The organism is Phytobacter diazotrophicus (assembly GCF_052061655.1).
GTDB lineage: Bacteria > Pseudomonadota > Gammaproteobacteria > Enterobacterales > Enterobacteriaceae > Phytobacter > Phytobacter diazotrophicus.
This window is the reverse complement of the sequence record NZ_CM125428.1, coordinates 3,797,760-3,822,213: the sequence shown is the minus strand read 5'-3', so window position 1 is coordinate 3,822,213 and position 24,454 is coordinate 3,797,760. Positions and strand designations below refer to the sequence as shown.

At 52.8% G+C, this 24,454-nt stretch carries 26 protein-coding genes; 17 read left to right on the top strand and 9 right to left on the bottom strand.

Annotated features, from left to right (window positions below; translation table 11 throughout):
• Window positions 1-99: 99 nt before the first annotated feature.
• Window positions 100-1,215 carry a PQQ-dependent sugar dehydrogenase gene (locus tag ACS0RQ_RS18700; RefSeq protein WP_271849809.1) on the top strand — a complete coding sequence of 372 codons (1,116 nt, stop codon included), beginning with the start codon at window positions 100-102 and terminating at the stop codon, window positions 1,213-1,215.
• A gap of 19 nt (window positions 1,216-1,234) precedes the next feature.
• On the opposite strand, the gene ACS0RQ_RS18695 is transcribed toward ACS0RQ_RS18700, so the two are convergent.
• Window positions 1,235-1,861 carry a glutathione S-transferase family protein gene (locus ACS0RQ_RS18695; RefSeq protein ID WP_271849808.1) on the bottom strand — a complete coding sequence of 209 codons (627 nt, stop codon included), beginning with the start codon at window positions 1,859-1,861 and terminating at the stop codon, window positions 1,235-1,237.
• A gap of 229 nt (window positions 1,862-2,090) precedes the next feature.
• Here ACS0RQ_RS18695 and dacC point away from each other — a divergent pair, with 229 nt between their 5' ends.
• Window positions 2,091-3,290 (top strand): serine-type D-Ala-D-Ala carboxypeptidase, encoded by a 1,200-nt coding sequence (dacC, locus tag ACS0RQ_RS18690; RefSeq protein ID WP_039078756.1) that lies wholly within the window; start codon window positions 2,091-2,093, stop codon window positions 3,288-3,290.
• 31 nt (window positions 3,291-3,321) lie between these two features.
• Here dacC and deoR read toward each other — a convergent pair whose 3' ends face one another.
• Entirely contained in the window at window positions 3,322-4,080 is a 759-nt protein-coding gene (gene deoR, locus ACS0RQ_RS18685; protein ID WP_334632998.1) for a DNA-binding transcriptional repressor DeoR, read from the bottom strand.
• Between the two features lie 65 nt (window positions 4,081-4,145).
• Window positions 4,146-4,754, bottom strand: coding sequence for an undecaprenyl-diphosphate phosphatase (gene ybjG, locus ACS0RQ_RS18680; RefSeq protein WP_271849806.1), 609 nt, complete (start codon window positions 4,752-4,754; stop codon window positions 4,146-4,148).
• 279 nt (window positions 4,755-5,033) lie between these two features.
• Between ybjG and ACS0RQ_RS18675 the strand changes: the two genes are divergently transcribed.
• Together ACS0RQ_RS18675 and ACS0RQ_RS18670 are read left to right on the top strand one after the other, a co-directional pair.
• Entirely contained in the window at window positions 5,034-6,266 is a 1,233-nt protein-coding gene (locus ACS0RQ_RS18675; RefSeq protein ID WP_271849805.1) for an MFS transporter, read from the top strand.
• Window positions 6,267-6,519: 253 nt separating this feature from the next.
• On the top strand, window positions 6,520-7,302 hold the full coding sequence (locus tag ACS0RQ_RS18670) for a DsbA family protein (protein ID WP_193795577.1): 783 nt from the start codon (window positions 6,520-6,522) through the stop codon (window positions 7,300-7,302).
• Between the two features lie 146 nt (window positions 7,303-7,448).
• Here the strand turns inward: ACS0RQ_RS18670 and ACS0RQ_RS18665 are convergent, their stop codons facing one another.
• Together ACS0RQ_RS18665 and ACS0RQ_RS18660 are read right to left on the bottom strand one after the other, a co-directional pair.
• The gene (locus tag ACS0RQ_RS18665; protein ID WP_271849804.1) at window positions 7,449-7,784 is read right to left on the bottom strand and encodes a helix-turn-helix domain-containing protein; all 336 of its coding nucleotides are present in this window, start codon (window positions 7,782-7,784) and stop codon (window positions 7,449-7,451) included.
• A gap of 65 nt (window positions 7,785-7,849) precedes the next feature.
• A complete protein-coding gene (locus tag ACS0RQ_RS18660) occupies window positions 7,850-8,638 on the bottom strand; it encodes a MipA/OmpV family protein (protein ID WP_420372476.1) in 789 nt (262 codons plus the stop codon).
• A 277-nt stretch (window positions 8,639-8,915) separates the two neighbouring features.
• Here ACS0RQ_RS18660 and ACS0RQ_RS18655 point away from each other — a divergent pair, with 277 nt between their 5' ends.
• The 4 genes from ACS0RQ_RS18655 to ACS0RQ_RS18640 all read left to right on the top strand — a co-directional run bounded on the left by ACS0RQ_RS18655 (window position 8,916) and on the right by ACS0RQ_RS18640 (window position 15,090).
• Complete coding sequence (locus ACS0RQ_RS18655) at window positions 8,916-9,611, top strand: response regulator (RefSeq protein ID WP_079498308.1); 696 nt, start codon at window positions 8,916-8,918, stop codon at window positions 9,609-9,611.
• Window positions 9,608-10,783 (top strand): sensor histidine kinase, encoded by a 1,176-nt coding sequence (locus ACS0RQ_RS18650; RefSeq protein WP_193795580.1) that lies wholly within the window; start codon window positions 9,608-9,610, stop codon window positions 10,781-10,783. The genes ACS0RQ_RS18655 and ACS0RQ_RS18650 overlap by 4 nt, the downstream gene beginning before the upstream one ends.
• Window positions 10,784-10,873: 90 nt before the next feature.
• Window positions 10,874-12,025: an efflux RND transporter periplasmic adaptor subunit gene (locus ACS0RQ_RS18645; protein WP_271849802.1), complete on the top strand. Its 1,152-nt coding sequence runs from the start codon at window positions 10,874-10,876 to the stop codon at window positions 12,023-12,025.
• Window positions 12,022-15,090, top strand: a complete 3,069-nt coding sequence (locus ACS0RQ_RS18640; protein ID WP_271849801.1) for an efflux RND transporter permease subunit — start codon at window positions 12,022-12,024, stop codon at window positions 15,088-15,090. The genes ACS0RQ_RS18645 and ACS0RQ_RS18640 overlap by 4 nt, the downstream gene beginning before the upstream one ends.
• Window positions 15,091-15,126: 36 nt before the next feature.
• Here ACS0RQ_RS18640 and ACS0RQ_RS18635 read toward each other — a convergent pair whose 3' ends face one another.
• Together ACS0RQ_RS18635 and ACS0RQ_RS18630 are read right to left on the bottom strand one after the other, a co-directional pair.
• Window positions 15,127-15,384, bottom strand: a complete 258-nt coding sequence (locus ACS0RQ_RS18635; protein ID WP_271849800.1) for a hypothetical protein — start codon at window positions 15,382-15,384, stop codon at window positions 15,127-15,129.
• Window positions 15,385-15,483: 99 nt separating this feature from the next.
• On the bottom strand, window positions 15,484-16,686 hold the full coding sequence (locus ACS0RQ_RS18630) for an MFS transporter (protein ID WP_271849799.1): 1,203 nt from the start codon (window positions 16,684-16,686) through the stop codon (window positions 15,484-15,486).
• 80 nt (window positions 16,687-16,766) lie between these two features.
• Between ACS0RQ_RS18630 and ACS0RQ_RS18625 the strand changes: the two genes are divergently transcribed.
• Complete coding sequence (locus ACS0RQ_RS18625) at window positions 16,767-17,309, top strand: TetR/AcrR family transcriptional regulator (protein WP_039078488.1); 543 nt, start codon at window positions 16,767-16,769, stop codon at window positions 17,307-17,309.
• Window positions 17,310-17,422: 113 nt separating this feature from the next.
• Here ACS0RQ_RS18625 and ACS0RQ_RS18620 read toward each other — a convergent pair whose 3' ends face one another.
• Both ACS0RQ_RS18620 and ACS0RQ_RS18615 read right to left on the bottom strand, forming a co-directional pair.
• The gene (locus ACS0RQ_RS18620) at window positions 17,423-18,472 is read right to left on the bottom strand and encodes a phage integrase (RefSeq protein WP_317077462.1); all 1,050 of its coding nucleotides are present in this window, start codon (window positions 18,470-18,472) and stop codon (window positions 17,423-17,425) included.
• A 74-nt stretch (window positions 18,473-18,546) separates the two neighbouring features.
• Window positions 18,547-19,167: a phage repressor protein CI gene (locus ACS0RQ_RS18615; protein ID WP_334632991.1), complete on the bottom strand. Its 621-nt coding sequence runs from the start codon at window positions 19,165-19,167 to the stop codon at window positions 18,547-18,549.
• Window positions 19,168-19,303: 136 nt separating this feature from the next.
• Between ACS0RQ_RS18615 and ACS0RQ_RS18610 the strand changes: the two genes are divergently transcribed.
• The 8 genes from ACS0RQ_RS18610 (at window position 19,304) to ACS0RQ_RS18575 (ending at window position 24,374) form a co-directional block, all read left to right on the top strand.
• The gene (locus ACS0RQ_RS18610) at window positions 19,304-19,525 is read left to right on the top strand and encodes a regulator (protein WP_317077460.1); all 222 of its coding nucleotides are present in this window, start codon (window positions 19,304-19,306) and stop codon (window positions 19,523-19,525) included.
• Between the two features lie 32 nt (window positions 19,526-19,557).
• Window positions 19,558-20,061, top strand: a complete 504-nt coding sequence (locus ACS0RQ_RS18605) for a phage regulatory CII family protein (protein ID WP_317077459.1) — start codon at window positions 19,558-19,560, stop codon at window positions 20,059-20,061.
• A gap of 7 nt (window positions 20,062-20,068) precedes the next feature.
• Entirely contained in the window at window positions 20,069-20,263 is a 195-nt protein-coding gene (locus ACS0RQ_RS18600; protein WP_334632988.1) for a phage filamentation protein Fil family protein, read from the top strand.
• The gene (locus ACS0RQ_RS18595) at window positions 20,253-20,681 is read left to right on the top strand and encodes a hypothetical protein (RefSeq protein ID WP_317077457.1); all 429 of its coding nucleotides are present in this window, start codon (window positions 20,253-20,255) and stop codon (window positions 20,679-20,681) included. Before ACS0RQ_RS18600 ends, ACS0RQ_RS18595 begins: the two co-directional genes overlap by 11 nt.
• Window positions 20,681-21,082 carry a hypothetical protein gene (locus ACS0RQ_RS18590; protein WP_334632987.1) on the top strand — a complete coding sequence of 134 codons (402 nt, stop codon included), beginning with the start codon at window positions 20,681-20,683 and terminating at the stop codon, window positions 21,080-21,082. Before ACS0RQ_RS18595 ends, ACS0RQ_RS18590 begins: the two co-directional genes overlap by 1 nt.
• A 66-nt stretch (window positions 21,083-21,148) precedes the next feature.
• Window positions 21,149-21,382, top strand: coding sequence for a DUF2732 family protein (locus tag ACS0RQ_RS18585; RefSeq protein ID WP_334632985.1), 234 nt, complete (start codon window positions 21,149-21,151; stop codon window positions 21,380-21,382).
• Window positions 21,373-22,200, top strand: coding sequence for a DNA adenine methylase (locus tag ACS0RQ_RS18580; protein ID WP_317077454.1), 828 nt, complete (start codon window positions 21,373-21,375; stop codon window positions 22,198-22,200). The genes ACS0RQ_RS18585 and ACS0RQ_RS18580 overlap by 10 nt, the downstream gene beginning before the upstream one ends.
• A 149-nt stretch (window positions 22,201-22,349) precedes the next feature.
• Window positions 22,350-24,374, top strand: a complete 2,025-nt coding sequence (locus ACS0RQ_RS18575; RefSeq protein WP_334632983.1) for a replication endonuclease — start codon at window positions 22,350-22,352, stop codon at window positions 24,372-24,374.
• Window positions 24,375-24,454: the final 80 nt, after the last annotated feature.

Below are 24,454 nucleotides of genomic sequence, written 5' to 3'. Positions count from 1 at the left end.
GAGGCCACTCCCCCCTTCTTTTTAAGCTTTTGTAAAAATCCCCTTTCGCCTGGCCGTGCTGGCTAACCTTTATGCAAACCATGAATAAAGGAGTGGGTCATGCATCGTTCCGCCGCGTTTGTTATTCCTGCGATATTTCTTTCAGCCTCTGTCATCGCAGCCCCCGCGCCCGTGAAGGTTGAGGTGTTACAAACCAAACTCGATCACCCCTGGTCTCTGGCTTTTTTGCCCGGCGATCAGGGCATGCTGATAACGATGCGCGGCGGTCAGTTGCGACAATGGCTGCCGGGGAAAGGCCTTTCTGACCCGATAACCGGCATTCCGAAGGTTTGGGCTAACGGGCAGGGGGGTCTGTTGGATGTGGTGCTGGCCCCGGATTTTGCTAAGTCGCGCCGGGTCTGGTTGAGCTATGCCGAAGCCGGGCAGGACGGTAAAGCGGGCACGGTCGTGGGGTATGGCCGCCTTAGTGATGATGCAAAACACCTTGAGGCTTTCCAGGTGGTGTTTCGCCAGCAGCCCAAATTGTCGACCGGCAATCACTTTGGCGGACGCATGGTGTTTGACGGTAAAGGCTACCTGTGGATTGCGCTGGGGGAAAATAACCAACGCCCCACTGCACAAGACCTCGACAAATTACAGGGCAAACTGGTTCGTCTGACCGACCAGGGCAAAGTCCCGCCGGATAACCCCTTCGTTGGGAAAGCCGGAGCACGGCCGGAAATCTGGGCATACGGGCTTCGTAACCCTCAGGGGATGGCGATGAATCCGTGGAGTCACACCCTGTGGATGCATGAGCATGGTCCGCGTGGCGGTGATGAAATCAATATTGCCGGGAAAGGAAAAAATTACGGCTGGCCGCTGGCGACCTGGGGGATAAATTACAGCGGATTACCCATTCCCGAGGCGAAAGGGGGCAGGGTCGAGGGGACCGAGCAGCCCATGTTCTACTGGAAAAAATCGCCGGCTATCAGCGGCATGGCGTTCTATAACTCCGATGTCTTCCCCGAGTGGAAAAATAAACTCTTTATTGGTGCGCTGAAAGATGAAGATGTCATCGTGATGAGCGTAAACGGCAACACCGTGACCGAAGACGGACGCATCCTTAAAGACCGCAAGGCGCGCATTCGCGATGTCCGCGTCGGGCCGGATGGTTATCTGTATGTGCTGACCGATGCGTCAGACGGGGAACTGCTAAAAGTCAGCCCGGCGCGGTAAGGGGCACCGGGCAGGCTTATCAGGTTACCGGAATCATTACCACGTCACGAAACGCCGGGCGCAGCGTCAGCGTCTGGTACCAGCGTTCAAGATGTGGGCGTGGCGTCCAGCTCAGCCCGATGTTGTAGAGGTTGTAGATAAAGGGCGCGACGGCAATATCACCGGGGCCGAACTCCGCGCCGGAGAGCCACGGCTGTTGGGCCAGGGCGTCGTCAAGCAGGGCAAAAAGCGCTTCACAGGCATTGATACCCGCTTCAATGGCCGCATTGTCGCGTTTTTCGACGGGGGTGCGCACCAGCCCCACCAGCAAAATACCGTGTTTCGGCGCCAGCGTGGACAGCGCCCAGTCCATCCACTTTTCCCCCTGTGCGCGCACCGCGGGTTCATCGTTCCACAGGCGGCGTTGACCATACTGCGCGGCCAGGTAGCGAACAATGGTATTGGATTCCCACAGCACAACGTCGGTTTCGTCATCGCGCAGCAATGGCACCAGACCGTTGGGATTCATTGCCAGAAATTCGGCTTCGCGGTTCAGGCCAAACGCGCCGCCCGCAAGAATGTGTTCGTACGGCAGTTCAAGCTCTTCAAGTATCCAGCGCACTTTTTTGACGTTGGAGGAGTTATTCCTGCCCCATAGCGTAATCATGTTACCCCCTTGTGTTTACCACCCAGTCTGAGGCCTTCCATGTTGAGATAAAGTTAACGTTCTGGCAACGATTTACAAAATTATCCACGCGCCAGAGCACAACAATATGTTATTGCATAAACTTTACTTTCCAGTGCTTTTATTCACGCTTGTTATGCGCTATTACTCACGGCTTGTTGCTGCACGGTGGTGCGACGTTGATTTCAGAATGGATACCTGGGTGGCCTATATGACGCATTTTTCTTTATTTCCACGCGGCCTGGCGGCGGGAGCCGCATTGATCGTTCTCTTTTCACCTTCTCTGTATGCAGTGGAACAAGCGCCGGAGGCTCCGCCTGTTGATGCCCGCGCATGGATCCTCATGGATTACGCCAGCGGTAAGGTGCTGGCAGAAGGGAATGCCGATGAGAAACTGGACCCTGCCAGCCTCACCAAATTGATGACCAGCTACGTTGTCGGCCAGGCGTTGAAGGCAGGGAAGATTCACCTGACCGACATCGTGACGGTAGGTAAAGATGCCTGGGCTACCGGAAACCCGGCGTTACGGGGCTCTTCACTGATGTTCCTCAAGCCGGGGGATCAGGTCTCGGTGGCTGACCTCAACAAAGGGGTCATTATTCAGTCTGGCAATGACGCCAGCATCGCCATTGCCGATTTCGTGGCGGGCAGCCAGGATTCTTTCGTCAGCCTGATGAACAGCTACTCGCAAAAGCTCGGCCTGACCAACACCACCTTCAAGACCGTCCACGGGCTGGACGCGCCGGGGCAGTTTAGTACCGCCCGCGATATGGCGTTGCTCGGTAAGGCGCTGATTCACGATGTGCCGGACGAGTACGCTATCCACAAAGAGAAAGAGTTCACCTTCAACAAAATTCGTCAGCCGAACCGCAACCGTCTGCTGTGGAGTACCAGCATGAACGTTGACGGGATGAAAACCGGGACAACGGATGGCGCAGGGTACAACCTGGTGGCGTCGGCAACAATGGGCGACATGCGCCTGATTTCTGTGGTGCTGGGGGCGAAAACTGACCGCATCCGTTTTAACGAGTCGGAAAAGCTGTTGACCTGGGGCTTCCGCTTCTTCGAAACGGTCACGCCTATCAAGCCAGACGCCACCTTTGTAAATCAACGCGTCTGGTTTGGCGCGCAAAGCGAGGCAAAACTGGGCGCGGGGGAGGCCGGTTCGGTCACCATCCCGAAAGGGCAACTGAAAAACCTGAAAGCCTCTTATACCTTAACCGAACCGCAGCTTACCGCACCGCTTAAACAGGGGCAGGTTGTCGGTACTATTGATTTTCAGCTTAACGGACAGACCATTGAGAAGCGCCCGCTGATTGTGATGGAAGCAGTTGAAGAGGCCGGATTCTTTGGCCGGATGTGGGATTTTGTGCTGATGAAATTCCACCAGTGGTTTGGCTGGTTCGCCTGATAACGGCACACCGTGCCCCGTGGGGGCACGGTCAGAATACCAGTTTGATCTGCTCGCCTTTGGCGAATTCAACCAGCGCCTCGTCCGGGCGACAGTCGCTGACGATAGCGTCAAAATGGCTCAAATCTCCCATGCACGCCGGACGCACTTTGCCGAACTTACTGTGATCAACTACCAGGACATGAAATTGCGCGCTCGCCATCGCCCAGTGTTTTAGCGGTAACTCTTCCAGATTAAAGCAGGTAACCCCCTGCTCAATGTGAACCCCGGCGGCAGAATAAAAGGCCATATCCGGGCGCAGATAGCTCAGTGTCTCTTTGAAATTGAGCGGCTGAAAAATGGCATTACTGGCATGAAATTCGCCGCCGCTTAGAATGGCGCGGCACAGCGGCTTTTCCTGGAGGGCAAGGAACGTATTCAGGGAGTAGCACACCCCGGTGAACGGCAGGTCGGCCGGAATGGCTTCGATAATCCAGGGGGTGGTGGTGCCGCAGTCAAAAAACACCATCTGGTGTGGCTGCACCAGTTGCGCAGCTAATTCTGCCGCACGGCGCTTTTCATCGACCAGACGGGTTTTCTGATCGCTTAGCAGATAATGGCTGGCGGTGCGCGGCTCAAGCACGATATAGCCGCCCAGTAGCACAACCGGCGCGCTGTTGGCGCTGAGATCGCGGCGAATCGTCATTTCTGAAACACCCAGAAGGGCAGCGGCCTCTTTCAGATGCAGCTTATCGCTGCGCTTGAGCGCCGACAGTAACTGGCTTATCCGTTCGTCACGTCTTGTTTCCATAATACCCCTGAATAAAAGAAAGCCCCGCGTTTAGCAGGGCGTTCATCTTACCTTTGCCGCCGGGCTTAGTCACGTACCCAGCCCCGGCGAATCGGAAAGGCAAAACAGAGGCGGTAAAGATGTTGTAGCGTGCGGTGCAGCGCCGGACCGAAGATCTGCCATAGTATCTGCGCGCTCAGACAACCGCACAGACCAACAAACAGTCCGCCCACCATATCGAGCGGCCAGTGTACGCCCACATACACGCGAGACCAGGCAATTGCCAGCGCAACCAGCATCAGCACCGCGCCGGACCAGACCCGATGCCAGGCAAGGAAGGCAATGGCAAATGTAAAAATCACCGTACCGTGATCGCTCGGGAACGAGTAATCCGGCGAATGGGGCAGAAAGTTGTAACCGACATGATCAACAAACGGGCGGTTGTGGGGGAACAGATGCCCCAACACCAGCGAAAGGCTCATGCTGATCGCCATCGCCATGGTCACTTTAATGACTAACTGGCGCTGTGCGCTAAGCTGTTTACGCGGACCCCAGAGCCATAGCGCTACGGCAAGTAGCGGCACGATGCTGATTACATCGTTGGCGATAAACCGTGCGGCGGCAATCATCCATGCGGGGGAATCCGGTGTGGCGTTGATCATCGCGAACAGCGTGTAATTCAGATTTTCCAACATGCTCTTTATGACTCCGGGCTCTGGCTGATGTGAATGTTTGATGACAGCGCTCACCTTAAAAGCGGCGCGATAAACGGTAAAGTCGTTTCCGCTTATTTCGCGGAGAGTTAGACGATTCTTAAGCCGTTTATTGCATTGATGTGACACGGTACGCAGGGATGATTAAGTAAACCTTAAGGTTGAAAAAAGTGCTTTCCACGGCGCGAGTGGCATAATTCGCTATCGTCGACCGACTGCTTTGATTACACTCTGCGCGATTTTTCACGTAAAAGAGATGGCATGCAAAACCCTACACTTACTGGTCGCCGCCTGGGACGGCAGGCACTGTTATTTCCCCTTTGCCTGGTTCTGTACGAATTCTCAACCTATATCGCCAACGATATGATTCAGCCCGGCATGTTGGCCGTGGTCGAGCAATATCAGGCAGGGATTGAGTGGGTGCCGACATCAATGACCGCCTACCTTGCGGGCGGCATGTTTTTACAGTGGCTGCTGGGGCCGCTGTCGGATCGTATTGGTCGTCGACCGGTCATGCTGACTGGGGTGGTGTGGTTCGTAGTAACCTGTCTTGCCACGCTGCTGGCGCAAACCATTGAGCAGTTCACCCTGCTGCGCTTTTTGCAAGGGATCAGCCTGTGCTTTATTGGCGCGGTCGGCTATGCGGCCATTCAGGAATCTTTTGAAGAGGCGGTGTGCATTAAGATAACCGCGCTGATGGCCAATGTGGCGCTTATCGCACCGCTGCTCGGCCCGCTGGTGGGTGCAGCCTGGGTTCATGCCGCGCCCTGGCAGGGGATGTTTGTACTTTTTGCCGTGCTGGCGGCGGTGGCGTTTGTCGGGCTGCAACGGGCGATGCCAGAAACCGCCACCCGGTTGGGTGAACCGCTTTCGTTAAAAGCTCTGTGGCACGACTATGCGCAGGTGATGAAAAACGTTCGCTTCGTCGCCGGGGCGCTGGCAACCGGCTTTGTCAGCCTGCCGTTGCTGGCCTGGATTGCCCAGTCACCGATTATTATTATCAGCGGCGAACAGCTCAGCAGCTATGAATATGGGTTGTTGCAGGTGCCGATTTTTGGCGCGCTGATTGTCGGCAACCTTGTGCTGGCGCGGCTGACTTCGCGGCGTACCGTGCGGTCGCTGATTATTCTTGGCGGCTGGCCGATTGCTGCCGGGCTTATCCTGGCGGCCATTGCAACGGTAGCCTCTTCGCATGCATATCTTTGGATGACGGCAGGTTTGAGCCTGTACGCGTTTGGTATTGGTCTGGCTAACGCCGGGCTGGTGCGCCTGACGCTGTTTGCCAGCGATGTCAGTAAAGGCGCGGTTTCGGCGGCGATGGGCATGCTGCAAATGCTGATTTTCACCGTCGGTATCGAAGTCAGTAAACATGCGTATCTGGTCGGCGGTAACGGCCTGTTCAGCCTCTTTAATTTGCTCAACGGCCTGTTCTGGCTGGGGCTGATGGTGATTTTCCTGCGTGATAAAAGCGTCGGGAACTCGCTCGAAAGCTAAGGCTCCCGGCGGGTGAGGGAAGAGCATCATTCGGCCAGTGATGCGCTTTCGTTACCCGCGTTAGCCTGCGGGCAGCGGGTATCGCGCAAGCCTGCGCCACTCGTTATTCTGCCTGTGATTATATCGACATATCTGTTATCACTTCCGGCGTGTCACCTTTACTGAAAACGCGTATCTTTGATGGCGATATTGCGGAGCACGACGCACCTGCCTGTTCGCAAACTATTCAGAAAAAACGTTAGGGACACCACCGATGACCTTCAGAAAGACGCTGATTTCTTTAGTGACCACATACACTCTTTTCCATTTAAGCCCTGTGCTGGCCGCCTCTGCGCCGGCATTCACGCCTGAGCAGGAAGCGCAAATCGGTAAAATCGCCGCCGACTACCTTGTTGCCCATCCGGAGGTGCTGGTGCAGGTCAGCCAGAAATTGCAGCAGCAAGAGCAGGAGCGTCAACAGATGGCGCTTACCCAGAAGGTAATGGAGAACCAGGAAGCCCTCTTGCGTGACAAAGATACGCCAGTGATTGGTCCACAGGATGCGAAAGTGGCGGTTATCGAATTCTTCGATTATCAGTGCATTTATTGCAGCAAACTCGCCCCGGAGCTGGAGAAAGTCATGAAGACCAGCCCGGACGTGCGTTATATCTTCAAAGAGTGGCCTATTTTCGCATCGCGCTGGGAGAACTCAGAGAAAGCCGCGCTGCGCGGTCTTGATGTCTGGAAGCAGAAAGGTGCTGCCGGGTATGCCATCTATCACAACAGCATTTACCATACCGGGCATAACGAAGGCCAACTGACCGTCGAGGATATCAATGCTGCTGCGAAGGCTGCCGGTGCCACGGATAAGCTGCAGGCGGATTACAGCAATATCCTTGAGAACACCAATACGCTGGCGCAGACGCTGGAACTCACCGGGACGCCAGGGCTGATTGTGATGCCAGTTAAAGGCGCAACCCCGGAGAACATCACCGTCTTCCCTGGGCTGGCGAGCGCGGAACAGATTCAGGCCGCGATTAAAAAAGCCAGCCACTGATCCGCAACACTGCCGTCGGTAAACATTACCGGCGGCAATGCCAGTTATTTGTGTGGTGACGAATTAAAAAGGTATTAAACGTAAAACGCCCTGTTAAGTATTTTTATCGAAAAAGTAATCTCAGTACTTTCGGGGGGATTTATCTGTTATTCGCCATTCTTTTTTCGCCATTGCCCGGGTGGCGCATTATGAATTTTCTTAAAGGCCTTTGAGAAGCTTTGCTGATCGTCAAATCCGTACTTAGAGGCTATTTCAATAATAGGCATACTGGTTTTTTGTAGATCTGATGTCGCTTCCATGATCTTTTTTTGTCTGATGTATCGAACAAGGCTGAGCCCTGTATGATGTTTGAAGATTCTTTGCAGGTGCCTTTTAGAATACCCCGCTCTTTTTGCAGCGATTGCTATGGTGATGTTTTTATCCAGGTTGGCGTCAATCCACATTGTTATTTCCATGATTACCGTTGCTTGTAATTGTGGCATTTTTCTGCGCCTCGCCATTATCTCTTTCTCGTCTATCCTCACTCTCCATTTTTGAAAACGTGTAGTTAGAATGTATAGGTGATGGCACCGGTAAAAGAGAATGTATTTCGTCTGAACACAATAGGGCTATTTGCAACATCATCATTCAGCCAGTTATAACCCGCGCTTAAGGTTGTTCCCCAATGTGTGTCAATTTGATGGTTCCACAGCAGATTTGTGCTTATTCCGTATAAGCCTCCGCCAGGGGTAAACGTTTGATATCCCGTGCGATCGCTCTGGTTTTGGCTGACACCATAATTAATTTGCATATATCGACGATCGCCGAACATGGCTGTATTTTGCAGTGCGATAGTATCGATTTCATTCTGCAGCGGAATAAGCGTAAAGGAAGCCTGATATTCTACCCCCTGGCTATCAGTAACAGGAAGAATGGCTTTTCCTTCAATGCTTACCCAGGGGGCTATGGACCAGCCAACTGCCAGCGCAGTATTCATGGCCGTTTTAATATTGCCCATTCCTTTTAATTCATTTGCGCCATCCCGCCAGTCGGAATTACGCTCAGCACGCCCCAGGCTATAACCCAGCGTGTGTTCTAAATACAGGCCATTGTCGGCCTGCAGGTCATATCCCAGCCCCTTTTCCGAATCAACAAAAAACGCGCCTTTTCGCCCCTGGATAACGGGTAAGACCTGGAAAGATTGATGGTTTGACCCGCTGTAACGCGGCGCGTATTGCCCTGCAATCCCCATGGTAAACGTGTCTGTATTAGCGGCAGTGTCATCCGCATTCACAAATGACGTTACCGAGGTAAATAGTAAACCTGCCATCAACGGTACTGTTTTTTGGGGGAACATTGAGCATCTCCGGAATCATTAAAAGCGTATTATTTCAGCGCATGGTTTTCTGATGGTTCAGTATGAAGGACTGTTATCAATAATCAGTCAGGGAATTGTTAAGATACTGTCAAGTTCCGCTTTTTGGCGCGCTGTCTCTGATGAATTTAATCTTCTCCGGGTGGTTTATATCATTTGTCATTTTATCGATGCGCGTTTACTGTCACGAAAAGGGTATTGTATGTATTGGCGTAACAGATCGGCAATTGCTGTTCTCTAAAAAAACCAGGGTACATAAATGGTTTGTCGAAAAATATTGATAATTGAAGACGATACGGATGCTGCTGACGTACTGGAAGCCTACCTCCGTCGGGATAGTTTTGACGTACTGATAGCAGAAAACGGGACTAAAGGGCTGGAAATGGCGCGACGCCTTAAACCCGATCTCATTCTGTTGGATATTATGCTCCCTGGCATAAGTGGCACTGAAGTACTGGCTTCCATTCGGCGCGACAGCGATGTCCCGGTCATTATGGTCACCGCAATGGGGGAGGCGTCGGAACGTATTGGCGCATTGCGCTATGGCGCTGACGATTTCGTTGTTAAGCCTTATTTCCCTGGTGAAGTCGTTGCGCGAGTCCAGGCTGTATTGCGCCGCACCGCGCGTGCTGAAAAACCCGAAGAGACACTTAACTGGCAAAATCTGTCGGTCAATACGGTGGCGATTACCGCCATTGTGACCGATCGCGAAAAACCCGCGATTGTTCTGGATCTTACGCCCTCTGAATTTTCCATGCTGACGACGCTAATGCGCCATCCCACGCGCCCTTTTACGCGGCAATTCCTGCTGGAACAATGCCTTCCGGACAGCGATGCGCTAGAGCGCGTTGTGGATACACATATTTATAATTTGCGTAAAAAATTAGAGAGCGCTGGGGTCACTGGCGTTCTGGCAAACGTACGCGGTATTGGATACAGGTTCCAGCAGCTATGAAGAGTCCCGTTCATCAGTCCCTGTGGCGCTGGATTTGCGCCCGTATCCTTGCCCTTGCCATCGGGACTGTGATTATCATTGCGCTGTGCATGTGGCTACGTTATGCCGTCCAGAATTACTGGGCTTTGCATGATATGCCTGCCAGTGTCAGAGCCGAATTCCTCGCATTGAAAGACAATCCGCATGTGAACCCGGATCGCTTCCATTACATTGTCGACACGTGGTGGGGAATCAGTTACTCGACCCCCTCCATTGCCTCGACCGACTGGATCATGGTTGGTGTACTTGTTCTGGTGATGATCCCTTTTATTGTCATTATGGGGCTACGCTATGCGCGGCCATTATCTTCACAGTTCAGCCGGTTACGAGAGGCGGCTGATAAAGTCACGCAAGGGCAATTCGGCAGCCAGGCGGAACTTATCAAGGATGCACCTGCGGAAATGATACGTTTCGCCGTTGATTTTAATAGCATGACACAGCAACTTGCCCTGTATGAACGCGAACTGCGCGCTTCGCATGTGGCGATGGCGCATGAACTTCGCTCCCCGTTAACGGCGGCCATAGGTCGGCTGCAGGGGATGCTGGATGGCGTCTTTAGCCCTACGCAAGAGCAACTGAGTATGGTGATGAACCAGTTGCTTCTCCTGAACCGTCTTACCGGGGAATTACACTTACTTTCACTGGCGGACGCCGGACAGTTGACGCTCGATCGCCATCCTCTTTGCCTTGGGGAGCTATTGCGTGAGCGTGCAGCCTGGCTAAAGCTACAGGCGGATACATCAGGCGTGAGCATTAATGTTGTTGATACTGCACCTGCGCTTTTCAATGGGGATGCGCTGCGTCTGGGGCAGGCCTTCACGATTATTATGGAAAATGCTTTGCGCTATGGTCGACAGGGTGGGCATCTAAACATTGGCATTCGTCGGGATGCTGAGGTGTTCAGCATCACTTTTGCGGATGACGGCCCTGGCGTGGACCCCGATTTCTTACCGATCATCTTCGAGCGCTTCACGCGGGCGGATGCTTCGCGGGCGCGGCATTCCGGGGGCAGTGGATTGGGGTTATCCATAGCCAGGGCTATTTGCCTTGCCCACGGCGGGAATATTGCCGCGTCTTTACCTGAAAAGGGCGGTCTGCTGATAGAAATAACGCTGCCGTCTGAAAACAGATAAATGCATTCTTGATGAATCCTTGATGAAAAATGAAGAGAATCTCGACTTCATAAAGATGTAATGACGCCATTACCGATCAGGAGTGGCGTTATGTCAGAAGAACTCACCGTGTTATTTCGTCAAAGTGTGCATCATCTTTTTAATGCCGCGCGTCAGTTTTCTATTCTTTCTTTTTTGCCGTTTATCGCCCCGCTGGTGTTCATTTTTTTACTGACCGGCTGTGGCGAGAAGGATACGCACAAGGCTGCGCCGCCGCGGCCCGTTCGCTACGTGGTTATCCGGACGTTATCCTCGTTGCCGGTCGATGTGCGAACCGGAGAAATTCGTGCCCACGATGAAACCCTGCTCGCTTTCCGATTGAGCGGCCGCATGGTGAGCCGTCTCGTTGATATCGGCGATCATGTGCATGCGGGACAAGTGCTGGCCACATTAGAAAACCAGACCGGCACAAATGAGCTTGCCAGCGCCAGCGCCGATGTGGAGAGCGCCAAAGCCGCCGAACAAGTCGCGTTGCTGAATTTGAATCGCATGCAAAAATTGTTGCCCTCCGGTGCTATCGCCCGAACTCAGCTTGATACGGCGCGCGCTGACTGGCAATCGGCGGCGTCACGCCTTAAAAGCAGTATGGCCGCGTTGCGCAATGCGCAGGATAACCTTGCCTGGACAAAACTGACTGCGCCTGCAGATGGCGTGATTACCCGCGTCAGTGTTTCTGCAGGGCAGGTCGTCAGTGCAGGGCAAACGGTCTTTACCCTTGCGACCAGTGAGGCACGCGATGTGGTATTTGATATTGCTGACCCGCAGCAACTTTCCGCACCCGATGCGAAAGAGCGGGTATTTCAGGTCGCGTTGCTGTCGAATCCAGACGTAAAGACCACCGGCATACTGCGTGATATCAGCCCGCAGGCCGACCCACAAACCCGAACCTGGCAAGTCAGGGTTGCTCTTAACGACCAGCCCGCTATGGCGTTAGGGGCAAGCGCGACCATTGAAATACCGTCGTCGACGTTGCCTGGTTATAAGATCCCAGCCTCCGCGCTGAGTCGCACGGGCGATAGACCCGCCATCTTTGTTATTGGTAATAACGGAGAGGCGCAGTTACGTGAGGTCACTTTATCAGGCTACTCGGCTGCTTCCGCGTTCGTTTCATCCGGCCTGCATCCCGGCGATAAAGTCATTACCGCAGGGGTGAACAAGTTACGCGATGGCGAAAAAATTATTCCGGGGGAGCGCCAGTCATGAACGCTCCCGATAAAAAGCAACGCTTCAACCTTTCCGCCTGGGCGCTTGAACATCAGCAACTGGTAAGCATGTTTATGATGTTGATTCTCGTGGCGGGGATCCTCTGTTATCAAAAGCTCCCGCGTAATGAAGATCCGGCATTTACCATAAAAACGGCGGTGGTCTCTGCGCAGTGGCCCGGCGCCAACATTGAGGATACAACCCGGCTGGTGACCGATGTGCTGGAGAAAAAACTGCAGGAGACGCCCTGGCTTGATTATATAGAAAGTGAAACCCGGGCAGGCAGTAGCGTGATTTATGTGAACTTGCGAGACGACACGCCACCGCAGAACGTTCAGGGGATCTGGTATCAGGTGCGTAAAAAAATGCAGGATATTGCAACCTCGTTACCCGAGGGGGCGCAAGGGCCTGCTGTGAATGATGAATTTGATGATACGTTCGGCACTATTTATGCTTTCACTACAGACGGTTACACTTTGCGGGAGTTACGCGATCGCGTAGAAGCTGTCCGGCGTAATCTGATGTCGGTGAAAGATATCGGGAAGATTACGCTTCTGGGTGAACAGCAGGAGCAGATGGTTATCGCCTTTTCCCCCCGACAACTTGCCGGTATGGGATTAGATGTTCAGCAGGTGAGCGAGGCATTAAAGGCCCAGAATGCCGTTGAACCCTCCGGAACGATTCGTACCGGAAACGATAACGTTGCCTTGCGTGTGAGCGGTGCGTTGACCTCAGAAGAGAGCCTTCGCGGTGTCACACTGCATATTAATGATCGGTACATTCCCCTGACGGATATTGCGACCGTCACGCGTCAAATTGCCGAGCCCGCCACCCCTGTTTTTCGGGTAAACGGACAGCCTGCGATAGGGCTTGCGATTTCGATGGCTTCAACCGGCAACATGTTACTTTTCGGTAAGACGCTTAACGCCAGAATGGCGGAGGTCAAAAACCAGTTACCGCATGGTATTGAAATGGTAAAAGTTGCCGATCAGTCTGTGGTCGTGAACGATGCAGTCAGCAGCTTTGTCCGCGTGCTTATCGAAGCCGTTCTGATCGTTCTGGCTGTTTCATTTATCTCGCTCGGTATGCGCGCCGGGCTGGTCGTTGCTGCGGCAATACCTCTGGTACTGGCAATGACATTTGTCGGCATGATGTTGGCCAATATTGGCTTGCAGCGCATCTCTCTGGGCGCGCTCATTATTGCGCTCGGGCTTCTGGTGGATGATGCGATGATAACGGTTGAAGCCATGGTGGCGCGGCTTGAGGCGGGCGACTCGCGTAAAAACGCCGCCACTTATGCGTTCAAAACCACGGCTTTTCCCATGTTGACGGGCACCCTGGTGATGATAGCGGGGTTTATTCCTGTCGGCTTTGCAGCGTCGAGTGCCGGAGAATATTGCTTCTCACTGTTTGCCGTTGTCCTGATTGCGATACTTTGCTCCTGGGTCGTCGCCATCCTGTTCTCGCCACTGACCGGCACCTGGTTACTTCCTGCGCATGTTAAGCATCATGGCGGGAGCGCAGGCAGGCTTGCTCAGGCCTATCGTGCGTTACTGGATCGCGTGTTGCGTTATCGGTTGAGGACAATCGGAATTGCCCTGCTGGCGCTTATTTTGTCAGGCGTTGGGGCGACCTACATGCAGGGGGAATTTTTCCCGGCATCGGACCGTCCCGAACTGCTGGTCAGTCTTTCGCTCCCGGCGAATACGTCACAACCCGAAACAGAACGGCAGACCGAGCGTCTCGAAAAAGCGATAAGCGGTAATGAAAATATTGATCACTACACGACCTATGTCGGATCGGGCGCCGTACGTTTTTATTTGCCAATGGAAGTCTTGCTGGATAATGAAAACACTGCGCAACTCGTTATCGTCGCGAAGGATTTAGCGGCAAGAGACCGCTTACAACGGCAACTCTCGGCCCTGTTAGCCAGCCAGTTTGGCGAGTTGACGACGCGGGTTTCCCCCCTCGAATTAGGGCCGCCAGTAGGCTGGCCGATAAAATACCGCGTGAGCGGGCCTGACTATGCCCAGGTGCGCTTAATCGCCAACCGTGTTGCCGCTAAAACGGGAGCGTCGCCTTTCACGCGGGAAGTTAACCTGACCGCGGGCGAACCGGAAAGGGTGATCACCTTTAATGTTAACCAGACTGCTGCACGGGCGGCAGGCGTCTCCTCAGAGGATATTGCTCAAACGCTTAATACGGTCTGGTCTGGTCGGACCGTCACCACGGTGCGGGATAATGATCGCCTCGTGGATGTGGTGCTACGTGCAAACGATAAGGAGCGTCTGGATATCAGCACGTTATCGTCACTGGTGCTGACAACCTCGGCGGGAAAGAAAATTCCACTTAGCGAAGTCGCCACGCCCGTATGGGGCGTTGATGATCCGGTTATCTGGCGTCGCCAACGACTGCCTTTCATTACCGTGCAAACAGACCTGGCGCCGGGCCTGAATGCACAGACCGTGTCGTCTGCTCTGCGTGCGGATATCGATACATTATGTGCGCAACTGCCCGCGGGATATCACATCGAAGAAGGGGGCACGGTCGCGGAATCGGAGAAGGGAAATAGCTCAGTTTTCGCGGTGTTACCTGTGACGCTCATCGCTATGCTGGTTCTGTTAATGATTCAGTTGCAGCGTTTCTCCCGCATGTTGCTGGCACTCTTTATGGCGCCTTTTGGCTTGCCTGGCATCGTATTAGCCATGCTGCCGACAGGTACGCCGATGGGGTTTGTGGCATTGCTGGGCGTGATCGCGCTGGCAGGGATGATTATTCGCAATGCGGTCATCCTGATAAGTGAAGTGGACAGTAACCTGGCGCAGGGGATGGCTTCGCGCGACGCTATCGTTGCGGCAGCGGAACATCGTTCACGTCCCATTGTTTTAACGGCCTGCGCGGCAATACTGGGGATGATCCCTATATCACATCAGGTTTTTTGGGGGCCGATGGCCTATGCCATTATCGGGGGGCTTCTCGTGGCCACGCTGGTAACACTGACGGTATTACCTGCTTCATTGAGCCTGCTGCTAGCCAGAGAAGAGAGGGTAAATAAACAGAAATAAATAAGAAAATGCGCGCGCGTTATTTCTGTTGAAGGGTTAGTGATGATCGTCAATCTGATGTTCGATGATCATCCCTTCACCGACGCTTGCCAGATGACGGGCACGAGGTGCAACGCGGACCACAGGCGCAGGGGCAACGACCTGCGGCGCAACATAGGTTGTTTGCGCTGTCGGGGTGTTGATGGGGACTAACTCGATTTTGTAACCGTCCGGGACATTGACCGTCACGTTTTGCGCCAGAGCGCCGATGGAGAGCGTACCAAACAGCAGTGCCGTTAACAGTTGAATTTTCATTTTCGCCTCGCTAATTGACGGTGGCTGGCAGAGCGCCAGCCACGCAGTGGGGCGAAGTATGCGTAATCGATCCCGATAATGTGTTGCCGCGTGTGCGCATTACTCGGTTGCGGATTGCATGTCGCGCTCCGGCTTTGCTACCGCTTTAGCAACCAGTGCGGCAACCAGCACGAGGCCTAAGACCACCAGCATCGCGCTGCGCAATCCGTAGTGTTCCCCTAAAAAACCAAGCAGCGGCGGCCCTACCAGAAACGCCAGATAGCCCGTAGTGGCGACCACGCTGACGCGGGTTGGCGCATCGGGGCCGGTATCGCTGGCGGCAGAAATGGTCAGCGGGAAGCCCAGCGATGCACCCAGTCCCCAGAAGATCACCGACATTCCGGCAATCCATGCATTATCGACAAAAATAATCAGCCCAATACCCAATGCGCCCATCATTGCGCTGGCGCGAACCACGGCGACGCGGCTGTAGCGGTCGATAAACCAGCCGCCGGTAAAGCGCCCGACCGTCATGCCGAGGGTAAAACCGGCATAGATCAACGAGCCGGAGGTGGGGTTAAACCCGTGTCCGTCGACCATCAGTAGCGGCAGCCAGTCATTGGCAGAACCTTCGGCAAAGGCCATTGCCAGCACCACCACCCCAATCAGCAGCAGTTGGATATCGCGATAAAAGGGCAGGCCCGCTTTGTTACGCGCTTTATCTTCCGGCGTGTCTTTTCCCGTCCCTTCGGGAATGGCAGAAATAGCCAACACGATAGGCGTAATGGCGACCATGGCCGCCAGCAGAATGTGCAAGGTTGCCGGTGTACCCAATGCGGTCAGGGTCATACCAACCCCTGCGCCAGCCAGCGTGCCGAGGCTGTAGAAGCCGTGCATCATCGGCAGAACGGTTTTGTTCATTTCGCGCTCGACCACCGCGCCTTCAATATTTATCGCCACTTCGCCTGCCCCCATACTGCCGCCAAAAAACGCCAGTCCAACGGCAAACAGCAACGGGGAAGCCAGCCACAGGGCGAGACTTAACACCAGCATGCCGGCGATGGCGGCAGCCATACTGGCACGAATGACTTTGCGCGTACCAAAGCGTTTCACCAGCCAGCCGGATGAGAGGATGCCACTCATGGAGCCCACGGAGAGGCCAAACAGCACGGCACCCATCTCTGCCGTTGAGACAGATAGGATGTCGCGGATGGCCGGGGTACGGGTCGCCCACGACGCCATCAACAGTCCCGGGATGAAGAAGAAGGTGAAAAGCGCCCAGAGCCGGTGTTTTAGCGCATTACGATGTGAGGTGACTGGCATTACGTCGCATCCTGCAAGGAAAAGAGAGGACAACACTAGCAAGCATGTGTACATTTGTACACATCTGATTGCGAGGATTTATGAGCCGACGACCGAACGACCCGCAGCGGCGTGAACGCATCCTGGATGCCACGCTGGAGACCATTGCGCAGCACGGTATTCATGCCGTCACCCACCGAAAAATTGCCAGTTGCGCCGACGTGCCGCTCGGTTCAATGACCTATTATTTTACCGGCATTGATGCGCTGCTGGATGAAGCTTTTACCCGGTTTACGCAGCAAATGTCCGCGCAATATGCGGCCTTTTTTACTCAGGTTGATAGCGCCGCAACCGCCTGTGATGCCGTGACTGAGCTGATTTTCAGTGCTCAGGTGACGACACCGCACAATATGGAGTTGATGTATCAGCTTTATGCTCTGATGAGCAAAAAACCGATGCTGAAAAGCGTAATGCAAAACTGGATGCGCACCAGTCAGACCACGCTGGAGCGATGGTTCGACCCGGTAACCGCCCGTGCGCTGGATGCCTTTATCGAAGGGATGACGTTGCATTTTGTGGTGGACCGGGAACCGCTGAGCCGTGCGGATATTCGCGCGATGGTGGGCAGGATTGCGGGTGAGTGAGGGAAGGGGACAGTTTTAAGGCAACAAAAAACCCATTTATATAAATGGGTTAGTAAAAACAATAAGTTATATTACAATCAATAAGTTAAAAGGGTTGGGAGAGGTAATTAATATTAGGGAGTGGCAACCGCTGCCGCCATTTTGTCGCCACCGGACATAGTTGCCAGAGGGTTGAAGCGTAGCGCCGTTTCAAGGTGTTCAGGTGCAAGATGGGCGTAACGCATTGTCATTTTAATGTCGTGGTGTCCCAATATTTTTTGCAGCGCCAAAATATTACCTCCGGCCATCATAAAGTGAGCTGCAAAAGTATGGCGGAGAACATGGGTTAGCTGACCACGCGGGAGGACGATTGATGTTTTATCCATCACCGCCAAAAACTGGAAATAGCAGTCGCTAAAAAGTCTAAACCCCTTGAATTCCATTATTTCTTCATATAGCTCTGGGCTAATGGGGATGCTTCTGTTTTTCTTACCCTTCGTCCTGACAAAGGTAATTCTGTACTTAGTTACTTGCGAGCGGGTGAGGTTTACAGCTTCGCGCCACCGTGCACCAGTACTAAGACAGATTTTGACAATCAGGGTAAGCATGGCGCTTTGACGTTGACAGTCGTAGAGTAGTTCTGTGATTTGATCATGAGTAAGCCAGGCCATTTCCTTTTCGGCGATAGTAAATTTCCGCATGTTTTCTAAAGGATTGGGTGCTGTCCATTCTCCCAGCCGGGATAGTTCACTAAACACACCGCTGAGATAGCTTTGCTCAAGATTAATGGTTACCGGGCTGGCTCCTTCCTTCCATTTTTCACTGAAATAGATTTCACCAGTAAGTCGTTTATCTCTGTAGTGAGCAAACATTTTCGGGGTAAGTGCGGTGGCCATAGGGTTTTCGAGTGCATCGACAATTAACAACAGTTTGTTGTAGACGTGCTCACCTGCTGTTAATGATTTTCCATGCAGCTTATACCAAAGTTCTACAATGTCTTTTAATGTCCGCCTGTCCACTGTTTCAGCTAGCCACGGCTTTGCGGCTGCCTCGTCCATTGTATGACGCTCGAAAGCCAGCGCTTCCCCTTTGGTAGCAAATTGCTTTCTAACCCTTCGACCTTCCCGCCCGGCTGGATAACATTCGCAAATCCATCTTCCAGTTTCTAATTTTCGAACTGCCATTCACACCCCCGTATTTTGATTGGGGTATTTTTTACTGTTTATTTATACAGTGTCAATGTTTGTTCTTTTGCTCTTTAAACATTAGTCATTAAATAGAAATGGCATTTAGCTAGGGCTTTTAACTCACGGACACCACATTCGAAGTAATGACCACCTTCCGGTGAGTTAACCCGAACTTTACCAACCGGGATGCGCATTAATTCTTTTATGCTCACTTTCCCTTCAATTTCGACAAGCCACGTGCCATCAGAGATTTCTTCGCTGTTTTCCTCAGCCAAATACTGGATGGAGTCGTCCACCACAATAATGGGTTTAATTATGTGCGAAGGCAGCATTGCTTTATCCAGCATGAAGAAATTGGCGCTGTATAAATTGCCGTCGACGATTTTTTTCTTCGGGACTGTAATAACGTCGCTCAGCGCATTTTCATTTGCGGATCTAATATTTCCATTTGAGAAGTTTTTATTGCCGTGTGGGAATGCTTCGCCCTTGCCAAAGGCTAACCATTCCACGGACGCACCTGTTTCAATCGAACATTGAACTATCCAGTCAGCTGGAAAAACATCCCGCATCCATCGTGTACCCATCGTACTGGTTGATACACCTAGCTGGTTGCATAAAGCCTGTCTTGTTTTGAATCCATACGCTTCGACTATCCGCGTGATGACCTTCTGACCGCCTGTTTTGAGATCCATAACTTCGCCTTTGAGGAATTATTCCGTTGACACTTCGCATTTGCGAAGTTATCTTTCGAGTGAACATTCCAATACGGGTTGCTCACCACTTAACACCGCTAGACACGGTTAATGCACAAACGAGGAATCTTGCACTATGGCTACTCACATTTCAATAAATCTGCCTGTCCCTTCCATTTCAAAAGAAAAGTACATGGAACTCACTGGCCTGCCCGAAGACACAATTGATGCAATGCTGAAAGATGGGCGCTTGCCCCGTCACCGCCTACGCAAAGATATGGGGCGTGAAAAGGTCATGATTAACATTGCAGCCATGACCATCGACGCGCTTGCTGATTGCAATGTCGTAATCAACTGATTCGATTTTGAAACCTAGCAAGGATGATGACCATGTTTGATTACCAGACCTCTAAACATCCTCACTTTGATAATGCTTGCCGCATCTTCGCCATTGAACACAATCTGGAGGATGTGGCTGATGCAGTTGGGATGCGTCCGCAAATTTTGCGTAACAAGCTGAACCCAATGCAGCCGCATCGGCTTACTTGCGATGAGCTACTGGCCATTACAGACGTAACAGAAGATGCCCGTATCCTTGACGGGCTGTTACGCCAAATCAATTGCCAGCCATCCGTTCCGGTAAATAACGCTACGCCGGATAACATGCAGTTTTGTGCGTTAACCGCTGCGGCCAGTGTTGGGGCTATTGCCGGGGAAGCGGTTTCAACAGACAGGATGACTCAGGCGCGCCGGAATCAGATTCTTGATCGCGCCAGTGATGCAATCCGCAGCCTCTCTTTACTCGTCTATTCCGTTGAGGCTCGTTTCCAGTCCGTTCCCGTGCTTGCTGCTGCCGTCGATATCGTGACGACAAACGCGACCGGGATGATGTGAGGTCGCTTTGAAAGATATCGCCTCCTTACTCACGCACCAGTCGCCGTCGCCGCAACTTCCCAGCCATTCAAATGGCTGGATTGAATTGCAGGATGGCCAGCGCTGGAATCCATCACATGTTTATAAATTCAACGCCAGTACTAAACGCCCATCACTGGTGCGTCGGTTGCTGAAATTTTTGGGAGGTGTCCATGCTTTCTAATCTGGAACGCCAACAACTTGGCCAGGCACAACTTAAGCAGATTCGCCGTAAATATTTCAGCGACAAAAGCGAAGCCGCTGACTGGTGGGACAAATTGACAGAAGAATGGCGCGGAGTGGTACTTCATGCTGCGGCTATAACGTCTGGCAACGGGGACTTTAAGGCGAGTTTAGCAAGATGTTGCTGGAGAGAGCTTTGTGAGCGGCTGGACTATCGCCAGTTGATCCAGCTGCGCAAGGGTATTTCACGCGCCCGTTTAACCTTTGAAGGATTCGGTTCATTGCGTGATGGTGACTTTTCTAAGCGCACAGCTAACCGCCCGATGAAGAAGGTTTACCCGATCAATAGCGCTAAGGGCGTGGAAATGGTTATCGCACCCGAAATTATTTTTAAGTTGATGGACCAGGAGAATCATTAATGCCGATTATTTCCGTTGATAAAGAGACGTTTCAGCGTGAGCTGTCCATGTGGAGTGTGCCAATGAACTATGTGGTGCACTTCATGAATGGAAACGTCGATAAGGCCGGGCGCGTTGAGTTGAACCAGTTTTTCGTAAATGAAGCGCAGCACCTGACTAATCCACGTCACTGGCTGGCCATCAATGCCGCTTTGTGGATTTCTGCCTATCGCGAGGCGGAAAGCAAAGATGGCCAGATTGAAGCACTGGCCGGAATCCGTAGCTTGTTTTTCACCGCAGCAACGCTTGGCCAGTATGAGGTGTATTTGATGATCCGGCACTGGTGGCAGGCGACTTACGAGTTACACAAATTGCCAGCACCTAACGCCTCAGCAGTAATCAAAAAGCCAGCCATCCACTAATTCAACCCGGAATTTTTCGGCCATCAATTCGATGGCCGGGGATTCTTTTGCCCTGGAGAAAGCATTATGACAACACACAGCATATTTGTTTCCGATTCCGTTCCCCCCGTCAAACTGGACCTAATGCTGCAGCGCGCAACTATGGAAGGTAAAGCTGCTGCTGCGGATATATGTTCTGTTCGTCTCGAAAAACTGGCTAACCATGCTGCAAACGCCGGGCTTAGTGCCTCTGAAATCGTGGAGCTTATCCGCGAAGAAGCCGCAGCCATTGAAAGCAAGGGCGGTGCGGCATGGCAGTAAAAACGCCTTTGAAATGGGTAGGCAGTAAATCCCGCCTCCTGCCGCAGCTGCTTCCCCACATGCCGAAAGGTAAGCGCCTGGTTGAACCGTTCGCGGGTTCCTGCGCTGTCATGCTTAACACAGAGTATGACGAATACCTAATCGGGGACGTTAACCCTGACCTTATCGCTTTGTACAAAGAGATTGCCGCCAGTCCCGCTGATTTGATTGACCGCGCACGTCATTTGTTTGAAACCTTTAACAGCGCTGACGGTTTTTATGACAGCCGTGATTCCTTTAACCATGACTGTGATCCTCAGTGGCGCTCCGCTCTTTTCCTCTACCTGAACCGTCATTGTTTTAATGGACTGTGCCGCTATAACCGACGTGGTTATTTCAATGTGCCCTACGGCAATTACAAGCGACCGTATTTTCCAGAGAGGGAAATTAAAGCCTTTGCAGAAAAGGCGCGCCGGGCAACGTTTGTTTGTTCCAGCTACGTACACACGCTGGGGATGGTGGCTGGGGGGGATGTGGTTTATTGCGATCCTCCCTATCTGACCGTTGGGGGCAACTTTACTGCATACCATGAAAGTGGTTTTAACCTCATGGATCACGGGAAATTATCGAGGAAATTACGCCAGCTGGCATCCGCAGGTGTCGCCGTTATTGCGTCTAATAGTGACCTGGAGCTAGTACATCACCTTTACTCCGGTTTTGAACGCATCGGGATCACTGCGCCCCGTAGTGTAGGGGCTGCGGCGAACAGCCAGAAGGCCGCACCTGAGCTGATCCTGAAAATGACGGGCATGATTGCTGGAGGTGGCATCCATGCCTAATCCTTTACTTGTTGGCATCCTCCTTCTTGCCGCTGTACTGCTTGGCCTGGTTGCGGATCGTGTGGATAAAGCGCGATGCGAAATTGAGGCGTCAGCAAAGCTAAAGACTCAGGCTGTCTGGTTTAATGGCCGCTGCATGGTTAAGGGATATGTTGCATACAGACCTTAACGAAAATGGCCAGTATCACGCCGTTGAAGCCTGGCGGCGTGATATCTTTGCGAAAGGTGTGCCGCATGACGCAACGATAACTGAGCGTAAGCTCTGGTTTGTCAATGCGCAGGATTACGACTGGCGATCTCAGTACCTCCATGAAATACCCGACTGGCTGGCCGGGTATTTTGGCCAGCGCTACGAGAAAATTTTTAATGGCACTGATGGCCGTCGCCGTGCCAATGCGTTTTTGCGCCGTACAATCGGTCAGAACGTATTGCCACGTCTGCGGAAAGTCACAGCCCGGTATACCCTGGCGGGTGATGCTCTCGATCTTCCTTTCGGTAAAGAATTAAACCGCCTGCCGTCACTTGACCGCCCGGAGCTGAAAAAGCTGGCCGGGCGTGTATCGTCCTGGTTATCTCAGGCATTTTGCGACTTTACTGACACGCTGGATGGCGCAACGCAGGATGATGAAGAACTGGCAAGGCGCGCCGGGCTGGCTTTTGTTCATATGGGCGAGCTGGTACAGCTGATAAATTTCACTGCCCCTTACTGGGGGGCTTATCTGGCTGACAAGCTGACCGAGCGCCAGGCACATTCCGGCATTCTGCGTATGATGGCGCCTGAATGGTGGTATCTGCGCCTTAAGCGTGTACGCGATGTGCAACGCGAGCATCTGGCCATCGCCGTGGGACAGGTGCAAAAGTCCGCCAGCGCTTACGTATCCCGTAAGACACTGGGCGAATGGATAGACCAGAAAAAGCGCAATCTGGAATTTTTTAAAAAATTCGACCTGTTGAATGATGAAGGGCTGCGCATTGCCCTGGACAAAATGGTACATCGCAGCGTGGCTAACCCGGCAATCCGCCGTTGTGAGCTGATGGTACGGATGCGCGGTTTTGAAGATATTGCCAATGAACAAGGGCTGGCGGGGGAGTTCTACACCATCACCGCGCCATCCCGTTATCACGCAGTACACAGTAAGGGCGGCTTTGTTGGTCAGTGGAATGGCTGTAACCCCCAGGATACCCAGCGTTATTTATGCAACGTATGGGCGAAATGTCGTGCCGCCATTTCTCGCGCCGGTATTCATATCTTTGGGTTTCGTGTGGTGGAACCGCATCACGATGGAACACCACACTGGCATATGTTGCTGTTTATGCGTCCACAGGACGTGGACACGGTACGCGACATTATTTGCTATCACGCACGTATAGCCGACTCAGAAGAACTGCAATCCCCGCAGGCGCTTAAGGCGCGTTTTCACGTTGAGCCTATCGATGCAGAGAAGGGTTCTGCAACGGGCTATATTGCGAAATACATTTCCAAAAATATTGATGGCTTTGCGCTCGATGGCGAAACCGACGAAGAAAGCGGCGAAAGCCTGCGGGATATGTCAAAGGCTGTCAGCGCCTGGGCGTCCCGATGGCGTATCCGGCAGTTTCAGCAGATTGGTGGCGCTCCCGTAACGGTATGGCGTGAACTGCGTCGACTTGGCGATCAACGCCTGACTGATAACCGCATGGATGCGGTACTTGCTGCGGCGGACGTGGGCGACTGGGCGGCATACACGCAATTACAGGGCGGTGCGCTGGTTGCGCGCCGTGATCTGGTTGTGCGCCTCGCCTATGAAATTACTGAAATGGGTAACGAGTACGCGGAGGACGTCCAGCGCGTACAGGGTATCTATTCCCCTCTTATTCCTGATTCAGAAGTATGTACCCGCCGGGTCAAGTGGGAAAAGGTTGCGAAGTTGGCCGAAGCGCCAGCGGAGGCGGGTTTTTCTCGCGCCTCCGGCGCGGCTTGGAGTTCTGTCAATAACTGTACGGAGGGGGGAACCCGGAGACGATTAAAACTGGAACTGCAAAGCCGTGGTTTTGATGGTTCTGATGCAAATATCGACATTTTAATGAGGGGAGGCGGTATAGCATTCGGGAAAACTTCGCTGGTTTACCGTGAGGGGCACTTACAGGAAAGGCATCCAAAACCTGAACACGAACGCTGGCCGGGGTGGTCATAACTTGTTGGTAATGGGGGAAATAATATTTGTTAGTAGATGGTAAAAAAGTATTTCACTCGAAACACTTAACTGTATACTGT

Coding starts and splice junctions, on each gene's coding strand:
- ACS0RQ_RS18615 (WP_334632991.1), bottom strand. CDS start 19,167: ATGGATCTCAAAACAGGCGGTCAGAAGGTCATCACGCGGATAGTCGAA.
- ACS0RQ_RS18620 (WP_317077462.1), bottom strand. CDS start 18,472: ATGGCAGTTCGAAAATTAGAAACTGGAAGATGGATTTGCGAATGTTAT.
- deoR (WP_334632998.1), bottom strand. CDS start 4,080: ATGGAAACAAGACGTGACGAACGGATAAGCCAGTTACTGTCGGCGCTC.
- ACS0RQ_RS18640 (WP_271849801.1), top strand. CDS start 12,022: ATGAACGCTCCCGATAAAAAGCAACGCTTCAACCTTTCCGCCTGGGCG.
- ACS0RQ_RS18605 (WP_317077459.1), top strand. CDS start 19,558: ATGTTTGATTACCAGACCTCTAAACATCCTCACTTTGATAATGCTTGC.
- ACS0RQ_RS18660 (WP_420372476.1), bottom strand. CDS start 8,638: ATGTTCCCCCAAAAAACAGTACCGTTGATGGCAGGTTTACTATTTACC.
- ACS0RQ_RS18610 (WP_317077460.1), top strand. CDS start 19,304: ATGGCTACTCACATTTCAATAAATCTGCCTGTCCCTTCCATTTCAAAA.
- ACS0RQ_RS18580 (WP_317077454.1), top strand. CDS start 21,373: ATGGCAGTAAAAACGCCTTTGAAATGGGTAGGCAGTAAATCCCGCCTC.
- ACS0RQ_RS18665 (WP_271849804.1), bottom strand. CDS start 7,784: ATGCCACAATTACAAGCAACGGTAATCATGGAAATAACAATGTGGATT.
- dacC (WP_039078756.1), top strand. CDS start 2,091: ATGACGCATTTTTCTTTATTTCCACGCGGCCTGGCGGCGGGAGCCGCA.
- ACS0RQ_RS18650 (WP_193795580.1), top strand. CDS start 9,608: ATGAAGAGTCCCGTTCATCAGTCCCTGTGGCGCTGGATTTGCGCCCGT.
- ACS0RQ_RS18585 (WP_334632985.1), top strand. CDS start 21,149: ATGACAACACACAGCATATTTGTTTCCGATTCCGTTCCCCCCGTCAAA.
- ACS0RQ_RS18590 (WP_334632987.1), top strand. CDS start 20,681: ATGCCGATTATTTCCGTTGATAAAGAGACGTTTCAGCGTGAGCTGTCC.
- ACS0RQ_RS18595 (WP_317077457.1), top strand. CDS start 20,253: ATGCTTTCTAATCTGGAACGCCAACAACTTGGCCAGGCACAACTTAAG.
- ACS0RQ_RS18670 (WP_193795577.1), top strand. CDS start 6,520: ATGACCTTCAGAAAGACGCTGATTTCTTTAGTGACCACATACACTCTT.
- ACS0RQ_RS18645 (WP_271849802.1), top strand. CDS start 10,874: ATGTCAGAAGAACTCACCGTGTTATTTCGTCAAAGTGTGCATCATCTT.
- ACS0RQ_RS18675 (WP_271849805.1), top strand. CDS start 5,034: ATGCAAAACCCTACACTTACTGGTCGCCGCCTGGGACGGCAGGCACTG.
- ACS0RQ_RS18630 (WP_271849799.1), bottom strand. CDS start 16,686: ATGCCAGTCACCTCACATCGTAATGCGCTAAAACACCGGCTCTGGGCG.
- ACS0RQ_RS18625 (WP_039078488.1), top strand. CDS start 16,767: ATGAGCCGACGACCGAACGACCCGCAGCGGCGTGAACGCATCCTGGAT.
- ACS0RQ_RS18700 (WP_271849809.1), top strand. CDS start 100: ATGCATCGTTCCGCCGCGTTTGTTATTCCTGCGATATTTCTTTCAGCC.
- ACS0RQ_RS18655 (WP_079498308.1), top strand. CDS start 8,916: ATGGTTTGTCGAAAAATATTGATAATTGAAGACGATACGGATGCTGCT.
- ACS0RQ_RS18635 (WP_271849800.1), bottom strand. CDS start 15,384: ATGAAAATTCAACTGTTAACGGCACTGCTGTTTGGTACGCTCTCCATC.
- ACS0RQ_RS18695 (WP_271849808.1), bottom strand. CDS start 1,861: ATGATTACGCTATGGGGCAGGAATAACTCCTCCAACGTCAAAAAAGTG.
- ybjG (WP_271849806.1), bottom strand. CDS start 4,754: ATGTTGGAAAATCTGAATTACACGCTGTTCGCGATGATCAACGCCACA.
- ACS0RQ_RS18575 (WP_334632983.1), top strand. CDS start 22,350: ATGTTGCATACAGACCTTAACGAAAATGGCCAGTATCACGCCGTTGAA.